Origin of the sequence: Nocardia australiensis, assembly GCF_020733705.1 — a bacterium.
GTDB classification, from domain to species: Bacteria; Actinomycetota; Actinomycetes; order Mycobacteriales; family Mycobacteriaceae; genus Nocardia; species Nocardia australiensis.
Genome location: NZ_JAJFZM010000001.1, coordinates 1,444,414 through 1,469,573, shown reverse-complemented (window position 1 = coordinate 1,469,573; position 25,160 = coordinate 1,444,414). Strand labels below are relative to the sequence as shown.

Here is a 25,160-nt window from a genome sequence, read left to right as displayed (position 1 = left end):
AAAAGCCGAACACCACGATTGGGCTTTTGCCCGAATTCGATCGTAGTGTTCGGCTCGCGTTTTGATGATGGAGGCGGGTCAGCCCGCACCAGCACCGTCCTTATTCGTTCCAGTCGCCGTAGCCGTCACGCGAGTTCAGCGTCCCGCCGTCGGTGTTCTCGACGACAACCGGGTCGCCCCTCTTGGCGTTCTCGAAGAACCACTGGGCGTCCTCGGTGCTCACGTTCAAGCAGCCATGGCTGGAGTTCGAAACACCCTGCTGCCCAACCGACCACGGGGCCGCGTGCACGAAGATGCCACTGTTGGAGATGCGCGTCGCGTATTCGACCTCGAGCTTGTAGCCCTCCGGGTCGGTGGTCGGCACACCGTAGGTGGACGAATCCATCGTCATCTTGCGCAGCTGCTCGCCGACGAAGTACGTGCCGTTCGGGGTCTCGTGGTCGGTCTTGCCCATCGAGGTCGGCATGGTCTTCACCACCTCGCCGTTGCGGGTGATCGTGATGGTGTGCGTGGCGTCATCGGCGGTACTCACCAGCGCGTCGCCGATGTGGAAGGCGCTGTGGGTTTCACCAGCCGCGACGGTGACATCGGTGTTGGCGGGCCAGAACTCGTTCGGCCGCCAGCGCACCTGCTTGTCGTTGAACCAGTAGAAGTGTCCTGGTGCGGGATTCGAGGAGGTCACCGCGATGGCCTTCTCGGCGGTCGCGTGATCGGTGACCGGTTCCTTGAAGTTGATGATGATCGGCTGCGCGACACCCACGGTGTCGCCGTCGTTGATATTGATCGACGGCGGTGCGAAGTTCGCCTTCGGCGCCGGGTCGGTGGCGGCGGCCGAAGAGGAGCCGGTGCCGGGCAGCAGGGGTTCGGCCTGGGCGGGCGCGACGAGCGCGGCACCTGCCGTCGCGAGCGCTGCGGACAACAGCACGCCCTGGCGGATCCGCCGGGCTAGCCGCGATCCCTGTGGGCGAGTCGGCAACGATCTGGCGGGCAAAGCGACGTACATAGGTTCTCGTCCATTCCATTTCTCGTGCGCGCGTGGCGATCGAGATCTTTCATAGGCGCGGAGCTATTGAGCACCCCACGGATACTGTTTGCGGAGCCCACGTAGCGGCCCCGGTGATACACCCCGACGTCCCTTCCTACCGTTGCGCGCGGTTCGAAGCCAACCGTGTTTCAAATTCATTCGAGCCGACCATGTAGTGTGTCGAGCGCCACATATGCCGTTGGTGATCACCGACTTTCGTGAAAGATCCCGGTCGGACCGGCGAGTCTCGTTGCGAGCTCGCGACAGACCACGTGGACGGTTGTAGGTAACACCAAACGCCTTCGTGATGTAAATCACGCATAATCACGCCACGACGTCGAAGGAGATCGAGCGGCGCGGACCGGTCGCGATGTTGTGCGGCAGGCGACAGCGGCGCCCGATCTCGCGCGCACCGCGGTGCCGGTCGCAGCCGTACGCGCCCGAGGCTCGTCGCCAGTACGATCCGCAATTCGTCGGCGAGCGATGCCCCGACACGGCGCCGATGCCCGCCGCCGAAGGGCGCGAACTCGAACGGGCCATAGCGGCGCTCGAGGAACCGTTCCGGTCGGAACCGCGCCGCATCCGGCCACACCTGTGGCGCGGTGTGCAGCAGCGGTACCGCGAGACCAATCGTGTCGCCCGGCGCGAGCTCGACTCCGCACAACGTGAACGGCTCGGTGACCCACAACCAGCCTGGGTGCACGGAGCGTGCGCCCGGCGCTGCTCGGTCCCCGCCGAGCGGAGGTGTAGCCACGTCCATACCTACTGCTACGAACTTGCCGGTCCGCCGGTTCGGAACCGGCGGCCTACGGATGGTCCGTCGGCGCGGCCGCGTCCGATCGGTGTTTGCGCACGATGCCGCTCGCTATGGCGGCCAGTCGAGCCAGCCGCGCATCGCCCAGCGCGGTGACGGCATTGCCGAGCCGGTTGGTGACGAACGCGATCGACATGCCGAGCAACGGATCGGCATACGCGCCGGATCCGCCGACACCATAGTGCCCGAACGCTTTTCGCGGCTGCTGCTTGGACATCAGCACCGGACGGTGGTATCCGAGCGTGAAACGCAATGGCAACCCGAGCACATAGTCGCGATGCTCGGCCGGTTGTTCCTGATTGATGGTTTCGATGGTCTCCGGTTTCAGGAACTGCACAGTCCGGACTCCCTGGTCACCACGTTCCTGTCGGCCGGCCGTGTGCCCCTGCACGTCGGTCGGCTCCGGACCGATCTCCACCCGTCCCGCGTTCGCCAGTGCGCCATACATCCTGGCCAGCGCCCGCGCCGAGAACACACCGTTCCAGCCGGGCATCACCGCGTCGTGTACCCGTGGGTCGCGGACCAGTTCGTCGAAGCTTTCCGGCATACCGGCCTCGGCGAGTCCGCGGATCGGCCGCACCCAGGACAGCACCGATGACGCGGTGTTCCAGCGGATTCCGGGTGGGCTCAGGTGCGGGAAGATCTTGGCGATCCGATACCGCTCGGATTCCGGTACCTGGAACCAGAATTCGTCGCAGTCGAGCGGTACGGCGATTTCGTGCCGCACCACGTCGGTGAACTTCTCGCCGGTCGCCCGCTGCACGATCTCGGCGACCAGCCATCCGAAGGTGATCGCGTGATAGCCGGAGCTGCGGATGCGTCGCGGGTCGGCCGGGCTGTCGGCCAATGCTCGCACCACCGCGTCGTAGTCGAGGATGCCCTCGCGGCCGGGCACCAATCCGCGCACTCGGTGTAGCCCGGCGCGATGGGAGAGCACATCGCGCACCGTGATGTCCTGCTTGCCGTGCGCGGCGAACTCGGGCCAGTACTGGGCAACCGGCGCGTCATAGTCGATCAGTCCGCGTTCGGCGAGACGGTGCAACACCGTGGCGGCCACGCCCTTGCCGGTGGAGAAAGTGAGCGCGACATTCCTGCCGTTCCACCGCCGGTCCTTGGCGGCCCATCCGGCCCAGATGTCGAGCACCGGTTTGCCGTCCAGATAGATCGCGAGTGCACCCCCGCCGCGGCTGGGCTGGGTGAACATGCTGAAGAAATGGTCGGCGAGCCGGAGGAACCGAGGGTCGACGAGCATTTCCTTCGGCGCAGCCAGCTGCCTGCTAGGTGGTGGGAATGCTGAAACCACGGGTCGCACCTCCTGACCGCAGGGTCGGCCGATGCGGACACGAACTCAGCGGCCGGTCTTTCAGACTAATCGCTAGTGGGGGTTTGCCAGCGACCGAACGGCGTAGCCAGGCAGGTGGCTCCGGTCGCCGAGTTCCATGCGAATGCCGCCGTGCCGAGGCATACCACCGCACTGTTGGTGGTCTCGACGCCTGCCCGGGATCCATCGAAGGCGATCGATACGGCGACCAGCCGACTGCCGTTGTCACCCTGACGCGTATCGGCTATCGAAGTAAGGGCGAGTGCGTCGGCGCCGATGCCGATCGCGATGGGTATCCCGCCCATGCCTTCACTGGCGCCGATACCGCCCGCGGCGCCGATACCGTAGGCGTCCGCGCCGGCAGTGGCGTTCGCGTAACCGATTCCGTCATAGCCCGCGGAGCTTGCCCGGCCGTGGGTGTCGCTGGCTGCCCGGCATCCGGTACGCCCATCGATAACCGTGATGTCCGACCCCCGCTCCGAGGTGCAATGCACATCGGTTGCTGAGGCCACTGTCGGCAGTAACAGGGAGGTGCCCATCGCGGCGGTCGTGCAGACGATTGCGCTGATCAGCTTCACGGACAACTCCTTTCACATCGGACTCCTCAACCATACCCAGACGGGTTGCTGGGATCGTGGTTAAACCGATGGGTCGACCGCGTCGGTGGGTCGCCGAGTCGACGTTTGCCGCGCCGATGGTGTATGCATGGCGTGGTATTTCAAGCTCTGAATATGTCTAACTTCGGATTCTGACGGGGGTGTGAGTTCGGAGCGTTCAGCTCGGGAGGACTGTACGTGTCTGGTCAACTACCTTCGGGTCACCTCGTGCTCGCCGCATTCGCCGCGGTGGCCGCGGTAGCGCTGGTCGCGGTGGCCGGTTGCGGCTCCACCATCAGCGGCTCCGCGCAGCCCGCGATGGACGGCGGAACCGTTGATGCGATTTCTACCACCGGGTCACCGAAAACCTCTGGGGCCAAGCCTTCTTCGGGGTCGAGGCCGACCACGGGCAAGTCGACGCCCACCTCCGCCGATCGAGGCGGCAGCGTCGACTTCGATGCCAATATCGGTGACTGTGTGACATTGGGTGGCACCATCTCCGACGCGACCATCGCGAAGGCGTCCTGTGGCAGCCGATCCTCGAACTACAAGGTGATCGGCAAGGCACCGGTCAACACCCAGTGTGTCAGCGACCGCGACAACTACTACGCGGAAACTCTCAACGGCATCGAGCAGGGCGCCCTGTGCCTCGACATCGACTGGATTGTCGGTGGCTGCATGGATGTCGGTGGGGAAGATCCCAAGCGCATCGACTGCACCGAGCACGGTACCCAGGCCATCAAGGTCACCGATATCGCGCAGAACGCCGACGACGCGGACGCCTGCGACAGTGGCACCGGCTTCACCTATCCGGAGCGGCATTTCGTGGTCTGCGTCAAAGAACTCTGATGTAACCGGACCGGCATGTGTGGCTGCGCGCATAAGTTGGTTCGGTGAGTACCTCGCAGCCGCCCCGCTTGCGTTCGGCCGGAGGGCGCTGGATCCTGCTGGCCACCATCCTGGGGTCGTCGGTGGCGTCGCTGGACGCCACCGTCGTCAATATCGCGTTGCCGCGCATCGGTGAGTCGCTCGACACCGATGTCGCCGGACTGCAATGGACGCTGAACGGCTACACGCTGACGCTCGCGTCGTTCATCCTGCTCGGCGGGTCGCTCGGTGACCACTTCGGCCGACGTAAGATCTTTGTCTGGGGCGCCATCGGTTTCGCGCTCGCTTCGATCCTGTGCGGTGCCGCGGTGAATATCGAGATGCTGGTCCTGGCTCGCATCCTGCAGGGCGTGGCGGGTGCCATGCTCACGCCGGGCAGTCTTGCGCTGATCTCCTCGTCCATCGACCGACGCGATCAGGGTGCGGCCATCGGCCTGTGGTCTGGGTTCGGTGGTGTCGCGGGCGCGCTCGGGCCGTTCCTAGGCGGCTGGCTCATCGATGTAGCGGGCTGGCAATCGATCTTCTTCATCAATGTGCCGCTCGCGTTGGTCGTCGTGCTGGTCACGCTGCGCCGCGTGCCGGAGAGTCACGACCCGAATGCCACCGCGCACCTGGATATTCCGGGCGCCGTGGTGGTCGCGCTCGGGCTCGGCGCGCTGACCTTCGGTTTGATCGATTCGACGCCACTACTCATGCTCGCCGGTGTGGTGCTGCTCGCTGTCTTCGTGGTCATCGAGATGCGCAGCGATCACCCGCTGGTCCCGCCCTCGCTGTTCACGTCGCGTGTCTTCACCGCGGCGAACCTGGTGACGCTCGTGGTCTACGCCGCGCTCGGTGGGGTGTTCTTCCTGCTCGTCATGCAATTGCAGCTGGTCGCCGGGTACTCGCCACTGATGTCGGGGGTCGCGACGGTTCCGATCACGCTGATCATGCTGGTGCTCTCGGCACCTGCGGGTCGCTGGGCGCAGGTACACGGCCCGCGCATTCCGATGACGGTAGGCCCGTTACTCGCCGCCGGTGGTCTGGTTCTCCTGCTGCGCATCGGAGCGAACACCACCTACCTGACCGATGTGCTGCCCGGCGTGCTGGTGTTCGGTCTGGGATTGTCGGTTCTGGTCGCCCCACTCACCGGGGCGGTGCTCGGCGCGGTGCCCGCCAGCGAGGCCGGTATCGCCTCGGGCGTCAACAATGCCGTCGCCAGAACGGCTCAGTTGCTGGCTGTCGCGGCGCTGCCCGGGCTGGCCGGTATATCCGGATCGCTCAGCGATCCGGTCGAATTCGACCGCGGGTTCGGTGTCGCGATATGGATCTGCGTCGGGCTGCTGGTGGCGGGCGCGCTGCTGGCCGCGCTGCTGTTGCGACCCGCGCGCCGCGCCCCGACACTCGACAATGTCGACTGCATGCCGCAATGCGCACTCGCCGCCCCGGCGTTGGCACCGGCCCACAACGAAAAATGAGCGGGCCCGAAGGCCCGCTCATTGATTCCTGGCGGTCGGATCAGACCGGGCGGTAGCCTGCTCCTATGCCGCCGCGCGCGTTGATGTCGCCCACGATCGAACTCATATTGGTGCCGACCTCGGGACCGAAGCAGGCGACGGCGAGATAGGCGTTCACCATGCCGACCAGCGTCGTCCCGATGACGACCGGCGCGCCGGAATCGCCCTCGACCACGCACATCTGCGACCAGGTCTCCATATTCGTCCCGAAGACGTCTCCCCACGCGAGGCCGCAGGTGTTGCCGGTGGTGCGGCCTTCCTTGCAGACAATCGACGGGAACTGGGCGGGACCGCCGATTCCGGTGATGGTCACGTTGCCGATTCGGTTGACCGGAACGATCTTGTCCGCGTCGAACTGGATCACGGCGTAATCCAGGTCGTGATTGGAGTAGACGAACCGGCCGATCTGGCCTGCGCCACGGTCGGCCTCGGAGAACACCTGTGCCCCGGCATCGCCGCAGTGCCCGGCCGTCAGGCCGACCAGCCGGCCGGCGCCGTCGTAGCCGACAGTCGTTACGGTGCATTCGAATTGGTTGTCGATGACGATCCCGGAACCACCACCCACGACCGGTGGACCGGCTGCCTCGGCGGCACCTGCGCCCGTCGCGAGCATCGCCGCACCCAGGGCTACGGCGAAGGCGGCGTTTGCCACCTTGGCGAGTTTGCTGAACATGTCCCTCCAGACGTCGGAAGCCAGCACAATATCAATCTGTCGCACCCATCGTGTCAGTATCCGGCTTCGGGCGCGCCCTGTACTGCCCGGATGTGGGTAACGCCTCGTATACCTTACTTTTCGACATTTCGGGTAGAAAGTATCCGTCTACGCTCAATAGCAATTCTCTATAGGAAGTGTATCCCGCGTCGAGTTTTTTTGTGTCGCGAACGCGACTTCGCGCGACCTCATCGGCACTCTGAAACGAATGCGCTTTTAAATGAGAATTATCCTGGCTAATGGTGTTGATATACCACGAAATGTGCCTCTGATCGGCGTATGAAGACTGTAACTTGTTCTAGAATTTCGACCGTTAACTCTTGGTGTCACACCAACTTTCGGACCCAGTTCCATAGCTTTCTTCACGGTGATGATGGTCTATGACTGCAATCACATGATGATGGTGTGTTCTGCACTACTCCGTAGTAAGGTGCGTCAAGCAAACCAGTCGTCGGGGGTTGGTTACCGGCGTCGAGAGGGGTTAGCCAGTGCAGTCGACCAAGAGTCCACCCTCGGAATCGCGGATGAGCAACGCGGTCGATTGGGCAAAGGGTTACTGGGAGGATCACCCGAAGCGGTCGCTGGAGACCTTCGGCAGGCAGATCACCATGGGAATCGCCGCCGTCGCCGAGCTGTTCATCGCGATATTCCGCCGCCGCTTTCCCTTCAACGAGTTCGTCCGGCAGTGCGCGTTCATGTCCAGCGTTGCCGCCGCGCCGACATTGCTGGTCGCCATCCCGATCGGTGTGATCGTTTCCATCCAGGTCGGCGCGGTCGCGGGCCAGGTCGGCGCTACCTCGTTCATCGGTGCGGCCAACGGCCTCGGCATCATTCAGCAAGGTGCGCCGCTGGTCACCTCGCTGATGATCGCGGGCGCAGTCGGATCGGCCATCTGCGCCGACCTCGGCTCGCGCACCATCCGTGAAGAGATCGACGCAATGAAGGTGATGGGCGTAGATCCCATGCGCCGCCTGGTCGCGCCCCGCCTCGGCGCGGCGATGCTGGTCAGTGTGCTGCTCTGCGGTTTCGTCGTTTTTGTCGGATTCTTGACCGGCTACATATTCAATATCTTCGCCCAGGGCGGCACGCCGGGCTCCTATATCGGCACCTTTTCCTCGTTTGCGGTTACCGTCGATCTTCTTGTGGCACTGGTGAAATCGGTGATCTTCGGGTTGCTTGCGGCCATCATCGCCTGCGATACCGGACTCAATACTCGCGGCGGCCCCGGTGGCGTCGCGAACTCGGTGAATTCTGCGGTGGTCAGCTCGGTAATCATGTTGTTCGGGGTGAACCTGATCATCACGCAGATCTATAACGTCATCCTCCCCCCACAGGTGGTCTGAGCCGGTGTCATCAACTTATGTGCCGCCGCTGCTGCGGCCGCTTCGCCAAATAAAGAAGACCGCGCAGGCGCCGGTCGATTTGATCGCGCGTCTCGGCCACCAGGTGTTCTTCTTCCTGCGCTCGATCGGTTCGATTCCGTTGGCGCTCAAGCAGTATCCGAAGGAAGTCTGGCGGCTGCTCTCGGACGTCACCTGGGGTAACGGCAGTCTGGTCGTCGGCGGTGGCACCATCGGTGTCGTCGTGATCCTGAGTGCGTTCGGCGGTATGACCGTCGGCATCCAGGGCTATACCTCCCTCGATCTGCTCGGCCTCAGCCCGCTCACGGGTGCGATCTCGGCCTTTGCCACCACTCGAGAGCTGGGACCACTGTTGGCGGCGTTGGCCTTTGCCGCACAGGCCGGCTGTCGATTCACCGCGCAGTTGGGCGCAATGCGCATCTCCGAGGAGATCGACGCGCTGGACTCCATCGCCATCCGGCCGCTGCCCTACCTGGTGAGTACGCGAATGTTCGCGGCGATGATCGCCATCGTCCCGCTCTACTGCCTCGGCCTCGCGATGGCCTACATCTCATGCTCGATAACGGTGCAGCTACTGGGCGGTACCTCGAGCGGCACCTACTCGCACTACTTCTATCAATTCCTTATCCCGACAGACGTGCTCTATTCGCTGGCAAAAGCACTTCTTTTCGTCGCGATCACCACGTTCATCCAGTGCTACTACGGGTTCTTCGCCTCGGGCGGCCCGGAGGGCGTCGGCGTGGCGGCCGGGCGGGCGATCAAGATGTGCATCATCGTGGTCGTATTCGCTGACCTGTTCATGACATTGGCGATCTGGGGCGTCAACCCCGGCATCCGGATCTCGGGGTAGGGCGAGATGATCATCGATCCGAGCGGGCGCGGACCCACCATGCGGCAGCTGCTCATCGCGGGCGTCTGTGGGCTGGTTGTGTTCGCGCTGGTACTGGGCTTCCTGATGGCCCGATACCGCGGCTATTTCGTACCGAAGGTGAATGTGGTCGCGAATCTGACCACCACCGGTGACGGACTACCGAGCCAGGCCGACGTGAAGTTCCGCGGCGTGCTGGTCGGAGCGGTCCAGGACGTCAGCGTCGCGGCCAAGGGCGAAGAGCAGAAGGTCAATATCGAACTCGAACCCGAGTTCGCGACCGATATTCCGTCCAATGTGACTGCCCGCGTCGTGCCGAGCAACCTGTTCGCCGTTACCTCGGTCGAACTTGTCTTCAATGGACCCGCCGACCAGTACCTGCACGAAGGTTCGCAGATCGGAGAGGACCGCAGCCAGGGCACCATCGCGCTGCAGGACACGCTCACCACCGTGCGCACCATCCTCGACAAGATCGACCCGATGCAGTTCGGTCGCGTGCTCGGCACGCTATCGCAGGCACTCGACGGCAGCGGCCGGGTGCCCGGCTCCACTGTCGAACGGACCGATCATTGGATCCAGTCCGTCGACGACGCGATCCCGAATCTCGGTGTGCTGCTGAATGATTTCTCCAACTCCTTCCAGGCGCTCAACCAGTCGGCGCCGGAGCTGGTCGACGTGCTGGGAAGCTCGGTGAAGACCGCGCAGACCATCGCCGACCGCAGGCAGGCGATGATCGCGCTGATCGCCGGAACCGCGGGCACGGTGGACACCGTGAACGGTCTGTTCGCCCGCAACGGTGATGTGGGCAAGACGGTGACGGCGGGCGCCAACGATATGTTCGGCGCGCTCGTCTCGGATCCAGCGGCGATCACGGCGACGGTCGCGAACCTGAACAACTCACTGCGCAAACTGAATACGACCTTCCATTGGGGTCCACAGCGGCAGATGGTGTGGAACGCGGGTATCACGCTCACCCCGTACCGGCCCTACGACCAGGGGGACTGCCCGCGTTACGGCAGCATGGCCGGTCCGAGCTGCGCCACCGCACCGGCGGTCTCGGATCCGGGCTACCTGCCGGAGTCCATGCGGCATGGCCTCGATTCGGCCGCGGGGCTGCCGCAGCTGCCGTTGCCCGCGGGTCTGCCGGACATTCTGGGCGCGAACTCGCCGGGCGGCGCTGCCGATGCCGCCGGGAACGCGCCGTTGCCGACCAGCCCGTTCGCAGGCACACCGTTGCAGGGGCTTTTCCCCCAGCTGTTCCCGCCCGCCCCGGGTAACGCACCGGCCGCCGCCCCGGCGCCGGCCGCCGCGCCCGATTCGCCAGCCACGCCCGCCGCCCCGGCGAGCGTTCCGTCGGCCGGTCCCATTGCGTACGAAGGAGATGCCGCGATCATCGCGCTGCTCGGCCGTCGCCCGACGACCGCCGAATACCTGTTGCTGAGTTCGGCGCTGCGTGGGGGCACCCTGCAGGTCACCGAAAGCGGTGAGGGCAAATGAGCATTCGCAAACCATTGATCGGGTTCGGTGTATTCGCGGTGGTCGCGGTCCTGGTGACCGTCGTCGTCTGGAATACCCTCGCCCGCGTGGTCGCCGGTGATACCAACACTTACTCGGCCACATTCAGCGATGTGCTCGGACTGCGTGCGGGCGATGACGTCCGCATGGCGGGCGTGCGAGTCGGCAAGGTCGAGAAGATCGAGCTCGACGGCAAGAACGACGCCAAGGTGACGTTCATCGTGCAGCGTAATCAGACGGTGTACGACGACACCAAAGCCTTGGTGCGGTACCAGAACCTGATCGGTCAGCGTTATGTCGCGCTGGCGCCGGGCAAGGCGACCAGCCCGGCGCCGTTGCAGAACAACGCCAGCATCCCGCTCGAGCGCACCGAACCGTCCTTCGACGTGTCGGCGCTGCTCAACGGATTCCAGCCGCTGTTCCAGGTGTTGCAGCCCGAGCAGGTGAACCGGCTCTCGGAGACATTCATCCAGGCATTGCAGGGTGATGGTGTTTCGTTGAGCTCATTCATCACCCAGGCCGCCACCCTGGCCACGGATTTCCAGCGTCGAGACGCGATTCTCAGTGATGTGATCACCAACCTCAGCGGCGTGATGGCGGGGTTGGCCAAGCGAGGTGATGAATTGGAGACCTTGGTGACCCAGACCCGGTCACTGATCGGCGGTCTGTACGACCAGGGCCAGTCGTTGCAACAGTCGACCGTGCAGATCGCTGCAGCGACCACGTCCCTGGTCGACATGATGGACAAGGTGCAACCGAAGTTGAAGGATGCGCAGGACTCCACCAGTAGCGCGCTAGCGCTGCTGCTCGCCAACGGCGCCGAGCTCGACCAGGCGGCGATCGACCTGCCTGGGGCCCTGGCGGATCTCGGCAAGTTCACCCAGGACGGCGCCTACGCGAACGCCTACCTGTGCCGCCTCGATGTATCCCTGTACGGGATCCTGCTCCCCCGCGGTCTGCTCCCACAGATCGGCGGCAACGGACAGTCGGCGGTGTGCCGCCCATGATGACGGAACTCAGGTCAAGGTTCGCGAGTAACCGCAACTTCTGGCTCGGTGTGCTCGGCGCCGTGCTCGTCATCGGCCTGCTGGTCGGCTCGAGTGTTTTCAAGATGATCGGCGTCGGTGAGAACACCATCAAGGCCGAGTTCGCCCAGACAGCCGGCATCAAGGTCGGTGACAAGGTCAATGTGGCCGGTGTGCCGAGTGGTCAAGTCAAGAGTGCGAAGCTCGAGGGTGGGCATGTGTTGCTGACCCTCAGCGTGAACGACAGCGTCAAGTTCGGTCCGGACGCGCACGCGTCGATCAAGATGGCGACATTGCTCGGCGCCAGGTACGTCGATGTCGAGCCCGGCGACGGTTCGGGCCTGACGGGCGATCGGATTCCGTTGTCCAACACCGCGGTTCCGTACAACCTGACCGACGTGGTCGAGGTCGGTACCCCGAAGTTCGAGGCGCTCGACACCAAGCAACTGGCCACCTCGCTGGACATGATCAACCAGCAGATGGACGGGACGCCGCAGCTGACGGTGCAGGCGCTCGACAGTATCGGCGCGCTGGCCAAGGTGATGGACTCGCGCAAGACCGAGGTCGACGGACTGCTCCAGGATCTCGACCGGGTCACCCAGATTCTGGGCGACAACCGCAACAGCGTGCTGCTGGTGATCACCCAGGGCGAGGCCATCGCGAACCGGGTCATGGAGCGTCAGGGCCTGCTGCGACAGCTGCTCGACAATGTGGCGACGTTGAGCAAGCAGCTACAGCAGATCGGCGCCGAGAACAACAACCAACTCGGCCCCACCATCGAGCAGCTCAACACCATGGCCGAGGGGCTGCAGAAGAACAAGGACAACCTCGACCGGATGCTGCAGATCATGCCGGTGACGGTGCGCCAGCTCAACAATGTGTTCGGCAACGGCCCCTACGGTGACGTCGGCGCGCCGTGGGTCTTCCCGGACAACTGGTTGTGCTTCGCGCACATGATCGAGGGGTGCCAGGGATGAAATTCCGTAACGTCGCAAAGACGTTGATGATCAGCGCCGCCGCGCTGGCCGTCGGCAGCTGCTCGATTCTGCCGAGTTCGGTGGACAACGCGCTCGGCAATGGCATGCACATCACCGCGGACTTCGAGAACATCGCCGGCATGTACGAGGGCAACCCGATCACCGTGCTCGGGCTGGAGGTCGGCAAGGTCGACAAGATCATCCCGAAGGGCACCCTCGTCGAGGTGCACATGACGATCAACTCCGATGTGCGGATTCCGAAAGATGCGATAGCGGCGATCATTTCGCCTTCGATCGTGACCGACCGGCACATCGAACTCACCCCGGTCTACACCCAGGGGGAGATCATGGCCGACGGTACGCACCTGCCCAAGGGACGCACCAGGACGCCCGTCGAGCTGGACACCATGATCAAGACCATTGACCAGTTCGCCGCCGCGTTGAAGCCGGAACCGGGTCAGGAGGGTCTCGGTCCGCTGTCGGGCCAGGTGCTCTATCCAATGCTCAACGGCCAGGGCGAGAAGATGCGCGACACCCTCAACGCGCTGTCGGGTGCGTTGAAGGTCGGCGTCGACAACAAGGACGCGGTCTCCAATATCATCGTCAAACTCAATGACCTGACCACAATGCTGTCCGACAATGACCAGTCGGTCCGCGATTTCAGCAACAAGATGACGCAGATGTCGGGATTGCTCGCCGATCAGGCGCCCGGCCTCGAGGCGACCGTGCAACAGCTCAACGACTTCCTGAACAACACCAGTTCGGCGTTCGCGCAGTACCAGGATCAGTTGTCGAGCTCGCTTACCGGTCTGACCACCGTGACCGATCAGCTGCGTGCCAATGCGCGTGGCGTCACCGAGATTGCCGACGTCGCACCATTGCTGATGCAGAACCTCGATCGGTCGATGAACCGTGAGCAGGGTTATCTCCGGCTGCACGGCGCGATTCAGACCTTCCTCAACGGCGAGCTGTTGAGCGTGTTCTGTGAACGGATTCAGATGAAGTCGGACGGGTGCCGGACCGGAAAACTAGAAGATCTCGGACCCGACCTCGGTGTTACGGCAGCACTGCTGGGGATGACGAAATGACCAACCGGCTGACGAGGAAGGTGCGCCGCACACTGATCGCGGTGGCCGCCGCGACCGGCGTGGCAGTGACCTCCGGGTGCGGTTTCACGGTGGAGAAGTTGCCGCTGCCCAAACCCGGTGCCAGTGGCGAAACCTACACTCTGCACGCGGTTTTCGAGAACGCGCTCAACCTGCCCGATCAGGCGAAGGTGAAGATCGGCGGCTCCGATGTCGGCGTGGTCTCCAACATCAGGACCAAGAATTTCCAGGCCATCGTCGACATGGCCATCAGCAAGGACATCGAGTTGCCGGTCGGTACGACGGCCGAGCTGCGACAGGCCACCCCACTGGGGGACGTATTCATCGCGGTGTCCAAGCCAAAAGCCGAATCCGGCGCACAGCCGTTGCACGACGGTGACACCCTCGGTCTGGACAAGACCTCCGCGGGTGCCACGGTCGAGGAACTGCTGATCTCTGTCTCCATGTTGTTCAATGGCGGCGGTATCGCCGCGCTGAGCAAGCTGACCTCCGAGATGGACTCCATCGTCGGCGGTCGCGGTGATCAAGTGGCGCACTTGATCACCGAAATGACCGGTGTCATCGGCAGTTTGAACGACAACTCCGCGCGGGTCGACAGCGTGCTGGCCCAATTCAGCACACTGGCAACCACAATCGAGTCCAAGCGTGCCGAACTCGGTCAGGTGGCCGACACGCTGCCGCAGATGATCGGCGCGGTCGCGGAGAACAATCGGGCCATCGGCGATCTGCTGTCCAAGATTTCGGTGACGAGTGCGGCACTCGGCGACTACGCCAACAGCTCCGGCGATCAGCTGGGTAGCTTGCTCGGCAACGTGCAACAACTGATGGACGCGCTCTCACGCACCGATCAGACGCTCGGCCCGGCGCTGGACGCGTTGCATGAGGTGAAGCCCGGATTGGACGCGACGCTCGCGGGCAACAGCCTCGCCGTCTACGCAACCTTAACCAATCTCGACCTCAGCGTGCTCTCGGATCCGGCGCACGGCAAGCTCCAGGATCTGCGCGATGTGCAGGACACCGTGGGCAGCCTGATCACCGTCCTTCAGTTGATCCAAGCGCGAGTGACAGGGGCCTACAAGTGACCTGGCAGAAGAAGGTATTCGGGCGCAAGCTAGTGCTGTCGAGCCTGGGACTGGTGCTCGTGTTCATCGTTGGCGCCTCGTATCTGCTGGTGAGCGTCATGCGGGTGAATCCGCTGAAGTCCAACTACACGGTCACGGTGAGCCTGGACCGTTCGGGTGGGCTACAGCCGGGCAATGACGTGACGTTGCGCGGGTATCGGATCGGCAAGGTGACCTCGATCGAGCTCACCGATCGCGGCCAGTCCATCGTGGCCAAGGCGCAGATCGACTCGAATTACCACATTCCGGTCGATACGGCGATCGCGGTGCAGGCGTTGTCCGGCGCCGGTGAGCAGTACATCGACTTCCGGCCGGGCAGCGAGCAGGGTCCGTACCTGCGTGACGGCTCGGTCATCGAGTTCGATCCGAAGACCATCAAGACGCCGACCCCGGTGTGGTCGGTGCTAGACAACTCGAGCGCGCTCATCGCGCAGATCGACCCGGACAAGTTCGGCATCATCCTCTCCGAACTCGACACCGCGCTCAGCGGCGGCCCGGATCAGTTGCGCGGCATGGTGAACGGCATCAGCCTGGCGATGGCGGGTCTCGATTCGCTGCTGCCACAGACCACGAATCTAATCCACAATCTGAGCACCATCGCGGACACCACCTCGAATGCCCAGCCCGATCTGGCTACGCTGACCCATAACTCCGGCGTATTGTTCGACCAGTTCAATAATGCGAACGCCGAGCTGCAGACGATCCTGGAGCAGGCACCGGGGCAGTTGACGAGCCTGGGCGCCGTGCTGGACAAGACCGCCGATCCGATCACAAGTCTGGCCGCCAACTTCTCGGCGATAACCAAGGCCGCGCAGTTGCGCATCCCGGCGCTGCGGGCACTGTTCCCGTCCTTGCAGCTCGGCCTGTCCGCCGCGGGCGTGCCCGCGCATGACAACGAGTTCTTCACCATTGTGGATATCTGGATGCGCCCGGTCTGTCAGTACAGTCACACGCCGGTGCGCAACGAGGTCATCCAGGACGGCTCACTGCCCAAGTGGAATTACTGCGAGAACCCGCCGCCCGGGCTGCAAGTTCGCGGTTCGGCCAATGCGCCGCGGCCGAACGTTCCGGACAACGGTGCGCAGATGCCGCCGGGTGCGGACCCGAATGACATCACGCTTCCGCCGGTACGGTGAGTAAACCCTGGTCCGGTGGTAGTTTCGCTGGCTGACAAGGCAATATCGGTGCGCGATGAGCGTGCCGGGAAAGTGCAGGTTTGTATCGATGTCCAATGATGCCGCCGGTTCCAAGGACGACGGAACCGAGAACCCCGAACTGAATAAGGAAACGGGGGCCGAGGACACCACCACCACTGCCGCCGACGCCACCGCCGCGACCGACGACAAGGCGGCGCAGGACCAGGCGGCCGACGATAAGACGATCGATCTCGGAAAGTCGTGGGCCGAAACGGATCCGGCGGCCGATACGGAGGTCACCGCGAAGGTGACCGCTCCGGCCGCGGACAACGCTCCTGACGCGGCTGCTGCCAAGGCTGACTCCGCAAAGCGCAGCTTCGGGCCGGTCACGGTGCTCGCCGCCTTCGTCGCGGGCATCCTGCTGGTGGCGGCGGTGACCGCCGTCGTTGTGTTCTACCTGCGGGCGCAGGATCGCGGCGACAAGTTGGACGCGCAGGCCGACGCCAGCAAGGCCGCGTGTGAGTACGGCCGGCTGATCTCCACATACAGCCCGGAGACCATCGACGACTACCTGACGAAGGTGGACGGTGCCTCGACCGGCGAGTGGAAGGACACCTTCAGCAAGCTCGGCCAGGACCTCAAGGGCGTGGTCGTGGACGCGAAGGCCACGTCGTCCACCTACGACATGCAGTGCGGTTTCCAGTCCGGTGACGCCGAGCACGCCACCGTGCTCGTGGTGATCGGCCAGACCACCAGCAACGTCAACACCGCTGCCGCCAACAAGCCGCCGAGCCACGTCGAACTCGTCGTGGTTGCCGGCCTGGAGAAGGATGGCGACAAGTGGCTGGTCAATAAGTTCGATCTGCCGATCCTGAAGCAGATGGGCAATAACTGACCGATCCTCGCCAAGCAACTCCGGCGGTGGGGCTGATGCCTCCACCGCCGGAGGTTTTTTCGGGCGGGCCTGCGCTCCGTTCGCGCCGACGGACTCAGAACAAAGTCATTGTCTGAGGCGCCGTCGATGCGACCGGCTTCCCCGCGGCCCGCGGTCCGGGAGTCTTTTCTAATTCGTCGGTAGCCGCCGGAAGTTCCGGTACGACAGGCAATTCCGCGGTGGGCACCTCACTGCCCGCAGCCGATACCGCGGCCTGCCTGGCCGCCTCGCCCGCGAGTTTGTCGGCCTTTTCGTTGTAGTAGTTGCCGATATGTCCACGTACCCAACGGAATCGGACCGGGCCCGGCCGGGTGGCGATGGCGCGGTCGATCTGTTTGATGAGTTCCACGTTCTTCACCGCGCCGCCGCTGGCGGTGCGCCAGCCGTTGAGACGCCAGCCCGAGATCCATTCCGACGCGCATTTGATCGCGTATAGCGAATCGCTTTCGATGAAGAGGGGTTCCTCGCCCGGGTGCGCGACGATCGCCTCGAGCACCGCGCGTAGCTCCGCGATCTGGTTGGTTCCGGATGCGGCTCCCCCGTTGCGGGCCGAGCCCTGATGATTGACCCAAGCCCAGCCGATGGCGCCGCCGGGGTTGCGGAGGCAGGATCCGTCGGTGCTCACGATGATCATGGCTGGCACCCTACGCAATCCGACCGACAAGATCGGTACCGTGGAATTCCTCTATCTCCCTTCGTAACTGCGCCTCGGTGCGGCGCAGCGCCGATTTCACGGCAGAGTCCACCAGGCCGATACACAGGCGGCCCGCGAAGCCGCTCGGTGGAGCGTACTCCGCTTCGGAGGTCAGCACCGATCGTCCGTAGCCGAGCGGGTCGAACCGCAGCGTCAGGGTTCCCGAAAGCCGCCCGCGCAGCGTGTACCCGATCACCACATTGCGCCGGTACTCGGTGATCTCGCAGGTTGCCGTGGGGTGCCAGAGTGCGAACCGTGCCGTGGTCATATACGTCGCGCCGATGCCGTGGTCGACCTCGCCTGCCGGTTCGAAGCCCGCGACTCCGAACATCCAGTCCGGCACGAACAGGTGATTGTCGGTATAGGTGAAGGCAACCTCGACCGGCGCGCCGACATCGCTCGCGTATTTGATGTGGCCCATCGGCCCTCCCTGCCTGACTAGCGGCGTTCGCGTTGGGTTCCACGGCTGCCGCTAAAAGTACTACAGATCTCCTCTTTATTTCAGGGGTTGTCTGGTATTCAGCTGATCGGGTAGACGCGTGTTGCGCGGTTTGCTGTCGGATCGCGCTCAGAGCTGGTCGACCAGATACTCCGCGATCGGCATGGCCGAGGTCGCCGCCGGAGAGGGCGCGTTCAGTACATGAATCGACCGGGGTGTCCGCTCGATCAGGAAGTCGTGCACCAGCGTGCCGTCGCGCAACACCGCCTGTGCCCTGATTCCGGCTTCGCGTGGTCGCAGGTCCGCGACCGTCAGTTCAGGGCAGTACCGTTGGCATTCGGCCAGATAACCGTGCTTGAACAGCGAATTGCGCAGTTCCCGTGCGCCGGTGCGCAGATGCGCGCGGGCCACCCTCGCCGTGCCCGCGAAGCCGAGCACGTCGCGGGCGTCACGGATGTCGAAGCTGCCTTTGCGATAGCCCTCCCTGGACAGTCCGAGCACCGCGTTGGGGCCTACGGTGAGTTCGCCGTCGATGGTCGGGCTCAGGTGCACGCCGAGGAACGGCAGATTGGGGTTGGGGATCGGATAGATCAGTGTGTGAACCAATCCGGCCCGTTCCGGCGGTAACTGGTAGTACTCACCACGGAAGGGCACAATGCGAAAGTCGGTGCGCAGGCCTGCCATCCGGGCCATTCGATCGGCCTGAAGTCCCGCGCATACGACCAGGGTGCGTGCGGTCCACGACCCCGACGGGCCCGATACGGTCGCCGTCTCGCGGGTCTCGCTGATCGAATCGATCTCGGCGCCGAGCACGATCTGTCCGCCCTCGGCCGCGATTTCGGCGGCCAGCGCGGTGGTGACGCGGGTGTAGTCGACGATGCCGGTGCTCGGCACGAACAGCGCGCCGACCCCGGTAACCCGAGGTTCGCGCCGGACGAGTTCGGCGGCGTCGAGCAGTTCGACATCCACCCCGTTGGTCACCGACCGCTCATGTAGCGCGAGCATTCGCTCGTATTCGCGGGAGTCGGTGGCCACCAATAGTTTTCCGCATACCTCGAACGGAATATCGTGCGCCGCAGCGAAATCCTTTGTCCACTGCGCGCCCTGCCTGCACAGCAGGGCTTTCAAACTATCTGGGGGATAGTAGATTCCGGAATGGATGACACCACTGTTGTGTCCGGTCTGATGGGTGGCCAGTGCTGCGGCCTTCTCGACGAGCACGAGGCTCGCCCCTGGATGGCGCCGCAGGATGCGGTGCGCGGTGGCCACCCCGACGATCCCGCCACCGATCACGCAGAAGTCGGTCGAATTGCCCATGACCACACGAAAGCAGGTGGCGGGCGGTGACGCCACCAGGGCGCGCCGAGGGGGGTTAGACGTCGACGATGGCAGGCGCGGTGGTCAGGCCGGGATGGGTTGTCGAATCTTGCGGCGTCGCAGCATTTTCGGGTGAAACGGTCGCCGCATCGGTAAGTGTGGTCGCGTCCTGCGCCGGGCTCGGGGTATTCGGGGCGGGCGCGGTGTAGCGGTTCACCCGCATCGCGTGTTCACCGAGGGCCGGATCGGAGAAGGTCATCGTGACCTCGCCGTGGGTATCGAGTTCGGCGCGGACCTGGGTGGAAGCCGCTGGATCGGAATCGACGTCGAGCCGCTGCGCGAGCGGTTCGGACGGCAGGAAATCCGTCAGCGCGCTCAGCGCGTTGGTGTCGACGGTGAACGCGACGGTATCGGATCGGACCGGAGCGACCCGCGCGCCGACATACGTGGTGCCCAGCCGCAGCTTGCCGCAGAGTGCGGATGGTGTGCCGGTGCTCGAATCAGATTGCGGCGCTGCCGCATTCGGAACCACGCTGTTCGTGGCGATCCTGGTTTCGGCGTGGGTGCGGATGAATGCGGCTGGGAGATCACGGTTTCCGCCGGACCGCAGCGCCTCCGATAGCGTCGGCACGGTGTGGGTGCCCATCTCCTTGGCGGCCGCGGTTGGCGGCGTCGAGAGTGTGGTGCCCGGCTGGTGGGTATCTGCCATCTGGTTCACGATGTAGGCGCCCGCGGCAACGGTGAGACTGAGACTGGCTGTGCCTGCGAGCACGATCGCGGCATGTCGAAGAACCTGGGCAGGCTTATGTGCTGTCACGATGCTGTTCCTTCCTCCGTCATATCCCCTATAACGGCGCGGCCCGCATCGTTGAAAGCCGTACGCTTGTCCAGGTTACGGTGTTACGCGTGGGGCCGCCGCATCGGTGAGAGCAGCATCACAATGCGGTAGGAAAGGTGTTGTCAGCACAACTCGCTCGCTCAGGTGGATTCCGGGGGTCGTCCATGTTTCCGCCTGCTAACGGCTGGGTAGACCTAGAAAGCTGGCGAGCGTCATTCTCGACTGCCACCATGAGACACCCGGCCAACGGCGTCCGACCGTCGAAACTAACGGCGTACCCAAGTTTGGCGATCGCCTGCCACGGCAGCGGGTCAGGTGAACTGGCCCGCTGTTCGGCCGTCTCCGGTGCTGCCCGCGAACGCCTGCGCGATCGTCAACCAGTCCGCGGCATCCGCGCCGGTGCTGCGCAGCGCCAGGTCGTCGCGATGACGACGTTGGGTAACGAGCAGGCAGAAGTCCAGGGCGGGTCCGCTCACGCGCTGTTCGGCGTCCTCGGGCCCCCAGGACCAGATCGCGCCGTCGGGGCCGGTGAGCTCCACCCGGAATTCCGCTTCCGGTGGCGTCCTGCCGCGCACCGAATAGGCGAAGTTTCTGGTGCGTACCCCCAGGTGGGCCACGGTGCGCAGCCGGTCGGTAGGCGTCCGGGTGACACCGAGAGCGTCGGCCACGTCCTGTCCGTGTGCCCAGGACTCCATGATCCGGGCGCTGACCATCGACGCCGTGCTCATGGGCGGCCCGAACCACGCCAATTTGGTACCGGTGGGCACGGTGGCGAGGGCGGCGGCGAGGGCGGCGCGGCCCTTACGCCAGCGGGCGAGCAATTCCGGCGGGGGTGTGACGGCGAGTTCTTCCGCGCCTTCGTCCACGAACGTCAACGCCTTCGGTGCGGCCTCGACCAGTAGCTTCGCGAATCCGTCCGCATCGGTGACCGCCAGCACCGCCACCTCGTCGGTCCAGGCGAGATGGGCGATCTGATGGGCGATACTCCAGCCGGGTGCCGGCGTGGGAGTTGCCCAGTCCCGCGGCGCCAATGGTGCGACCATCTGTTCCAGATCCGCGCATTCCGCAGCGAAGTCGCCGAGTAGCGCGTCGAGGTCAGCCATCTGTTTCCTTGCCGGTCGCGGGCACACCGCTGCGTGCGCTGTTGCGTCTCAGTATCGCAGCAGGTCGAGAAAGATACAAGCACGCGTGCTTGTATTTACGCCTGCGCGCCCTTGGTCTCCGGAAAGTGCCGACTACCAGCCGAAAATCGTCAGGTGAACCGCGCCGACGGCCAGCCCGAGCAGCGCGCCATGCAGATACAACAGCCAGGCGTCCTGTTCGACCGACGCGTAGAACATCTCCATGAACTCCCCCGGTGTCAGCCGTTGCAGCTTGCGCGCCGCGAATTCATCGATCTGTTTGGCCTGCTCGAGGGTGAACTCCTCGTCCTCGACCATGGTCGGAGCCAGTCCGACCACCGCGCCTGCCGCGCCGACCTTGAGGTTGTCGAATTGGCGGCGTCCGAACGCCGCGCGCACCAGGGATGTCGTGAGGCCGAGTTGGCGGTGGATCTCCTCGGCGATCAACCGCTCCAGCAACTGCCTGGTCTTGTCGCCGTTGGTTCCCTCCAACAGCTCCTTCGACAGGTTCGGCAGCGTCAGTACCTGATAGGCCAGGATGTGCGCGAGGTCGACCGCGGCCTGCGGCTGCCGTTTGGCCAGCAACGCCTGTCGCCATAGGTATTTGTAGCGCGGCTGTGGATCGCCCGGCTCGAACACCATCTTGACCGCGATGACGTTCACGCTCACGCCGATCACCGCCGACGCCAGCAGCACGATCACCCACGGCGGCACCCAGCCGAGCACCGGAATGGACTGGTGCACATGCAGATATAGCGCGAGCAGCAGTCCGAACGGCGCTCCGAGCAGTCCGATCCGGACCATGAATTTCAATTCCGGAGCGGCGATAGTGGTGGTCAGGTCCTTCAGGATGTACGGGTTTTCGTGGAGATAGCGAATGACGAATCTCTTGACGTCGATCAACTGGTCCACATTGTCACCGAGTGATGCGAAAGCGCGCCTGCACATCGCGGGCAATTCCCGGTCCACCCGCTGGTAGACCATTTGCCTCATGGTCTTCGGCAGGCCGCCCCATAGGTCAGGGTTCTCCCGGTACATCACCTCGTCGACCATCGACTTCACCTGTTTACTCGCGAGCATGGCGATGTAATCGGCGATGCCGTCCAGATCCAATTCTTTGATGAAGTCGCGCGGGCTGCCGATCCGCATGAGCGACTTGTCGACGCAGATACTGGCCATTTTCTCCGCGCGCGCCGGAATGAATCCCTGGAATCCGAAACGGCGTCCGTCGCCGGAAAAGGTCGGCAGCACCTGAACCCGGCGCGGAAAGTACGGATACAGCACCTGTAGACCCGGAACACGGACTCCGCGAAAGATGGCCGGCCAGAACAACATCAGGACGCCGGTCCAGTTGGTGAGCCATCCTGCCAATGCGCTGAAGATTGGAAACGAAATCAGCTCGACGGCGAACTTAGATTGCCCGGTCAGATTCTCCCAGTCGATGAAAACGCCCGAGGTGAGTGTTGTCATCGCAGGTCCCCCTCACGCCGACCGGGTGTTATGGACGCCACAACATTCTCATTGGCTCCTTCGGAGTGTCAACGCGGGGCCAGCGAACAATTAGAGTAGGTACTCGCTGAACCTATCGGTTCTGAGCTGAGCCGACCTGCGGTCTCTCATGCAGTTGTCCGAGCTGGATTCTCGCCATCTTGTCGGAATCCTCAGCACGAGCAGCGCGGACTTGGTGGGGCGTCAGAATGCCGCCGCACCAACCCGATTTCGTCTATGCCTCCCAGTCGCTGTCCGAGGAGCGATCGCTGTCCTCGCCGGACTCTTCGCTGTCCTCGTCGACGTCGGCTTCAGAGGCGTGTGGGTGTCCTGCTGGTCGGTGCCTTTGGCCCTCGATGACCACCAGGGTGGCGCGCTCACCGCAGGACAAGTTCGATGAGAACCTGCAATTCGCTGTAAGTTCCGGCTGTCGGCGTCGGCGCGGGGGTGGGTTTGGTCAGCTGTTTTCCGCTGTGGGATTCCTCAGTGTCGTGTCGCTTGCCACCTGCCGCGACTTCCTGTTTCTGCCGGATCTCTGCCCGCCACAACACAATCCGCGCCGGAGTCGCCACCATCGCCGGCGGGCTGAACCTGGGGCACGCGGGCGTAGGCTCTCAGGGATGCGGATCGGTGAGCTGTCCAAGCGCACGGGCGTGAGTCCGCGCTCACTGCGGTACTACGAAGCGCAGGGTCTGCTGAGCAGCTCACGCTCCGACGCGGGGCAGCGTCACTATTCCGATGCCGAGGTCCAGCGCGTGTCGCTTATCCGGCAGCTGTTCGACGCGGGTATGTCGAGCCGGGTGATCGCGACTGTGCTGCCGTGCGTGGAGACCCCTGGTGACTCGGGCGTCGTCGAGCTGGCGTTCGCGATGATGACGCGCGAGCGCGACCGGATCGACGCCGACATCGCGCACCTGATCGAGACCCGAGACGCGCTCGACGTGCTGATCAGGGCCAACAGCCAGCACCAGGCGGAGCTGTCCACAGCTCCGGAACCGGTGGCAAGGCCGGCCTGATGCTGTGACCTGTACCTCAGTCAGTTGCCCCTTACATCAGTGTCAGGGATGAGGATGGCCACAGAGCCCGGAACCATCCGGGTCGGTCACACAGGAGGCGGCAAAGATGGGGCAGGCGTGGGGTTTCGGGAAGTATGGCGGGCCCGAGGTACAGGAGCTCTTCGATCGTCCTGATCCCGCCCCCGGTCGCGGCGAGGTACTGATCCGGGTCGAGGTCGCCGGGGTGAATCCCCTCGACCATCTGCTGCGCTCGGGTCTGGTCCCCGGGCTCGACGGCGGGCGTCGGTTTCCCCGCGTACTGGGCATGGAGGCAGCGGGAACCGTTCTCGCCCTGGGTGAGGGCGTCGACGGGCTCGAGGTGGGTGACGCGGTCTTCGGCTTCGCACTCACCGGCGGCGGCACCTACGCCGAGACGACGGTACTGTCCGCACCGAACACCGCGCGCATCCCGGCGGGTCTGTCCGCGACCGTGGCGGCAACGCTGCCAGTGGCCGGGACGACCGCGGTGGATGCGCTCGACCAGCTCGGCCTCCCGGCCGGTGCCACGGTCCTGGTCAACGGGGTCGGGGGCGGGGTCGGCCTCGCCGTCGCCCGGCTGGCCGTCGGGCGCGAGCTGCGTGTGATCGGCACCGGGAGCACCACCAAGCGCGAGCACGCCGAGGCCATCGGGGTGCGGTTCATCGACTACGCCGCCGCGGACGTCCTCGCCGCGGCACGCGAGCTGGTTCCGGACGGCTTCGACGGGATCGTCGACCTGGTCGGAGGCACCTCGCTGCGGACGGTCGCTGCACTGGCCCGCGATGCCCGCAACGTCATCGCCGTGGGTGATTCGTCTGTGCCCGATCTCGGTGGGCGTTTCATCGAGCGTCGCCTCGACCGCGAGAACCTGCGGCGGTCCGCCCGGCTGGCCCTCAACGGGTTCCTCGCACCCGTGATCACCGCGGTCCATCCGCTCTCCGACGCCCCGGCCGCCCTCGCTACCGTCGAGAACGGTCACACTTCGGGCAAGGTTGTCATCAAGGTGGCATGAGAAGTACCCGGTCGACCGGCGCCAAGAGCGGGCCGTACCCAGCCCCGCGGATCGCGTAACAACCATGCCGCCCGATTGGGTCTCCGAGTCTCGCCGAGCCGTGCGGATAGGGTCGGCACAGCCAGACGGGAGCCTAGGTTCATGGCAGATCGGGCGCGGCGAGGATGCTCGGAAATCGGCATTACCGGGCATTCAGCTGTCCTCGCCATGATCGGTCCGCATAACGGATCTGGAACATGTTCTCTCGGTGGATCACTCCGGAAAATTGACATCCCGCTGACATAAGTTCCGGAAACTGACACGACACGCCGGAACCTACAATT

25 protein-coding genes are annotated in these 25,160 nt (G+C 64.4%); 13 read left to right on the top strand and 12 right to left on the bottom strand.

The features are described 5' to 3' along the window. Positions 1-100 precede the first annotated feature (100 nt). The 4 genes from LKE06_RS06735 to LKE06_RS06720 form a co-directional block, all read right to left on the bottom strand. Positions 101-1,003 carry a L,D-transpeptidase gene (locus LKE06_RS06735; protein ID WP_227997760.1) on the bottom strand — a complete coding sequence of 301 codons (903 nt, stop codon included), beginning with the start codon at positions 1,001-1,003 and terminating at the stop codon, positions 101-103. Positions 1,004-1,139: 136 nt separating this feature from the next. Further along, positions 1,140-1,784 carry a cytochrome P450 gene (locus LKE06_RS06730; RefSeq protein ID WP_227997759.1) on the bottom strand — a complete coding sequence of 215 codons (645 nt, stop codon included), beginning with the start codon at positions 1,782-1,784 and terminating at the stop codon, positions 1,140-1,142. A 46-nt stretch (positions 1,785-1,830) separates the two neighbouring features. Next, a complete protein-coding gene (locus LKE06_RS06725) occupies positions 1,831-3,090 on the bottom strand; it encodes a serine hydrolase domain-containing protein (RefSeq protein ID WP_227999305.1) in 1,260 nt (419 codons plus the stop codon). A 116-nt stretch (positions 3,091-3,206) separates the two neighbouring features. Next, complete coding sequence (locus tag LKE06_RS06720; protein ID WP_227997758.1) at positions 3,207-3,737, bottom strand: DUF6764 family protein; 531 nt, start codon at positions 3,735-3,737, stop codon at positions 3,207-3,209. Positions 3,738-3,953: 216 nt separating this feature from the next. Between LKE06_RS06720 and lppU the strand changes: the two genes are divergently transcribed. Both lppU and LKE06_RS06710 read left to right on the top strand, forming a co-directional pair. Further along, a complete protein-coding gene (gene lppU, locus LKE06_RS06715; RefSeq protein WP_227997757.1) occupies positions 3,954-4,604 on the top strand; it encodes an LppU family putative lipoprotein in 651 nt (216 codons plus the stop codon). A 44-nt stretch (positions 4,605-4,648) separates the two neighbouring features. Continuing rightward, entirely contained in the window at positions 4,649-6,100 is a 1,452-nt protein-coding gene (locus LKE06_RS06710; RefSeq protein ID WP_227997756.1) for an MFS transporter, read from the top strand. A 40-nt stretch (positions 6,101-6,140) separates the two neighbouring features. Here the strand turns inward: LKE06_RS06710 and LKE06_RS06705 are convergent, their stop codons facing one another. Further along, entirely contained in the window at positions 6,141-6,812 is a 672-nt protein-coding gene (locus LKE06_RS06705) for a chymotrypsin family serine protease (RefSeq protein ID WP_227997755.1), read from the bottom strand. A 563-nt stretch (positions 6,813-7,375) separates the two neighbouring features. Here LKE06_RS06705 and LKE06_RS06700 point away from each other — a divergent pair. The 9 genes from LKE06_RS06700 (at position 7,376) to LKE06_RS06660 (ending at position 16,855) form a co-directional block, all read left to right on the top strand. After that, positions 7,376-8,194, top strand: coding sequence for an MlaE family ABC transporter permease (locus LKE06_RS06700; protein ID WP_227997754.1), 819 nt, complete (start codon positions 7,376-7,378; stop codon positions 8,192-8,194). A 4-nt stretch (positions 8,195-8,198) separates the two neighbouring features. After that, on the top strand, positions 8,199-9,062 hold the full coding sequence (locus tag LKE06_RS06695; protein WP_227997753.1) for an MlaE family ABC transporter permease: 864 nt from the start codon (positions 8,199-8,201) through the stop codon (positions 9,060-9,062). 6 nt (positions 9,063-9,068) lie between these two features. Beyond that, positions 9,069-10,577, top strand: a complete 1,509-nt coding sequence (locus LKE06_RS06690; RefSeq protein ID WP_227997752.1) for an MCE family protein — start codon at positions 9,069-9,071, stop codon at positions 10,575-10,577. Further along, positions 10,574-11,602: an MCE family protein gene (locus LKE06_RS06685; RefSeq protein ID WP_227997751.1), complete on the top strand. Its 1,029-nt coding sequence runs from the start codon at positions 10,574-10,576 to the stop codon at positions 11,600-11,602. The genes LKE06_RS06690 and LKE06_RS06685 overlap by 4 nt, the downstream gene beginning before the upstream one ends. Beyond that, positions 11,602-12,597 carry an MCE family protein gene (locus LKE06_RS06680; RefSeq protein ID WP_227997750.1) on the top strand — a complete coding sequence of 332 codons (996 nt, stop codon included), beginning with the start codon at positions 11,602-11,604 and terminating at the stop codon, positions 12,595-12,597. Before LKE06_RS06685 ends, LKE06_RS06680 begins: the two co-directional genes overlap by 1 nt. Beyond that, positions 12,594-13,685 (top strand): MCE family protein, encoded by a 1,092-nt coding sequence (locus LKE06_RS06675; protein WP_227997749.1) that lies wholly within the window; start codon positions 12,594-12,596, stop codon positions 13,683-13,685. Before LKE06_RS06680 ends, LKE06_RS06675 begins: the two co-directional genes overlap by 4 nt. Continuing rightward, on the top strand, positions 13,682-14,785 hold the full coding sequence (locus LKE06_RS06670) for an MCE family protein (protein WP_227997748.1): 1,104 nt from the start codon (positions 13,682-13,684) through the stop codon (positions 14,783-14,785). The genes LKE06_RS06675 and LKE06_RS06670 overlap by 4 nt, the downstream gene beginning before the upstream one ends. Then, on the top strand, positions 14,782-15,960 hold the full coding sequence (locus tag LKE06_RS06665; RefSeq protein WP_227997747.1) for an MlaD family protein: 1,179 nt from the start codon (positions 14,782-14,784) through the stop codon (positions 15,958-15,960). Before LKE06_RS06670 ends, LKE06_RS06665 begins: the two co-directional genes overlap by 4 nt. A gap of 88 nt (positions 15,961-16,048) precedes the next feature. Next, the gene (locus LKE06_RS06660) at positions 16,049-16,855 is read left to right on the top strand and encodes a hypothetical protein (RefSeq protein WP_227997746.1); all 807 of its coding nucleotides are present in this window, start codon (positions 16,049-16,051) and stop codon (positions 16,853-16,855) included. Positions 16,856-16,949: 94 nt separating this feature from the next. On the opposite strand, the gene LKE06_RS06655 is transcribed toward LKE06_RS06660, so the two are convergent. From LKE06_RS06655 to LKE06_RS06625, 7 genes are all read right to left on the bottom strand, one after another. After that, positions 16,950-17,528, bottom strand: coding sequence for a ribonuclease H family protein (locus LKE06_RS06655; protein ID WP_227997745.1), 579 nt, complete (start codon positions 17,526-17,528; stop codon positions 16,950-16,952). Positions 17,529-17,538: 10 nt separating this feature from the next. Beyond that, positions 17,539-18,009, bottom strand: a complete 471-nt coding sequence (locus LKE06_RS06650; protein WP_227997744.1) for an SRPBCC family protein — start codon at positions 18,007-18,009, stop codon at positions 17,539-17,541. 147 nt (positions 18,010-18,156) lie between these two features. After that, positions 18,157-19,344, bottom strand: a complete 1,188-nt coding sequence (gene lhgD / locus LKE06_RS06645) for an L-2-hydroxyglutarate dehydrogenase (protein WP_227997743.1) — start codon at positions 19,342-19,344, stop codon at positions 18,157-18,159. Positions 19,345-19,399: 55 nt separating this feature from the next. Then, complete coding sequence (locus LKE06_RS06640; RefSeq protein ID WP_227997742.1) at positions 19,400-20,161, bottom strand: hypothetical protein; 762 nt, start codon at positions 20,159-20,161, stop codon at positions 19,400-19,402. 332 nt (positions 20,162-20,493) lie between these two features. Then, a complete protein-coding gene (locus LKE06_RS06635) occupies positions 20,494-21,285 on the bottom strand; it encodes a TIGR03084 family metal-binding protein (RefSeq protein WP_227997741.1) in 792 nt (263 codons plus the stop codon). Between the two features lie 132 nt (positions 21,286-21,417). Beyond that, on the bottom strand, positions 21,418-22,773 hold the full coding sequence (locus LKE06_RS06630; protein ID WP_227997740.1) for a DUF445 domain-containing protein: 1,356 nt from the start codon (positions 22,771-22,773) through the stop codon (positions 21,418-21,420). Positions 22,774-23,168: 395 nt separating this feature from the next. After that, positions 23,169-23,366: a hypothetical protein gene (locus LKE06_RS06625; protein WP_227997739.1), complete on the bottom strand. Its 198-nt coding sequence runs from the start codon at positions 23,364-23,366 to the stop codon at positions 23,169-23,171. Between the two features lie 45 nt (positions 23,367-23,411). On the opposite strand from LKE06_RS06625, the gene LKE06_RS06620 reads away from it, so the two are divergent. Both LKE06_RS06620 and LKE06_RS06615 read left to right on the top strand, forming a co-directional pair. Further along, complete coding sequence (locus tag LKE06_RS06620; RefSeq protein WP_227997738.1) at positions 23,412-23,807, top strand: MerR family transcriptional regulator; 396 nt, start codon at positions 23,412-23,414, stop codon at positions 23,805-23,807. A 106-nt stretch (positions 23,808-23,913) separates the two neighbouring features. After that, positions 23,914-24,837, top strand: a complete 924-nt coding sequence (locus LKE06_RS06615; RefSeq protein WP_227997737.1) for an NADP-dependent oxidoreductase — start codon at positions 23,914-23,916, stop codon at positions 24,835-24,837. The last annotated feature ends 323 nt before the right edge of the window (positions 24,838-25,160 follow it).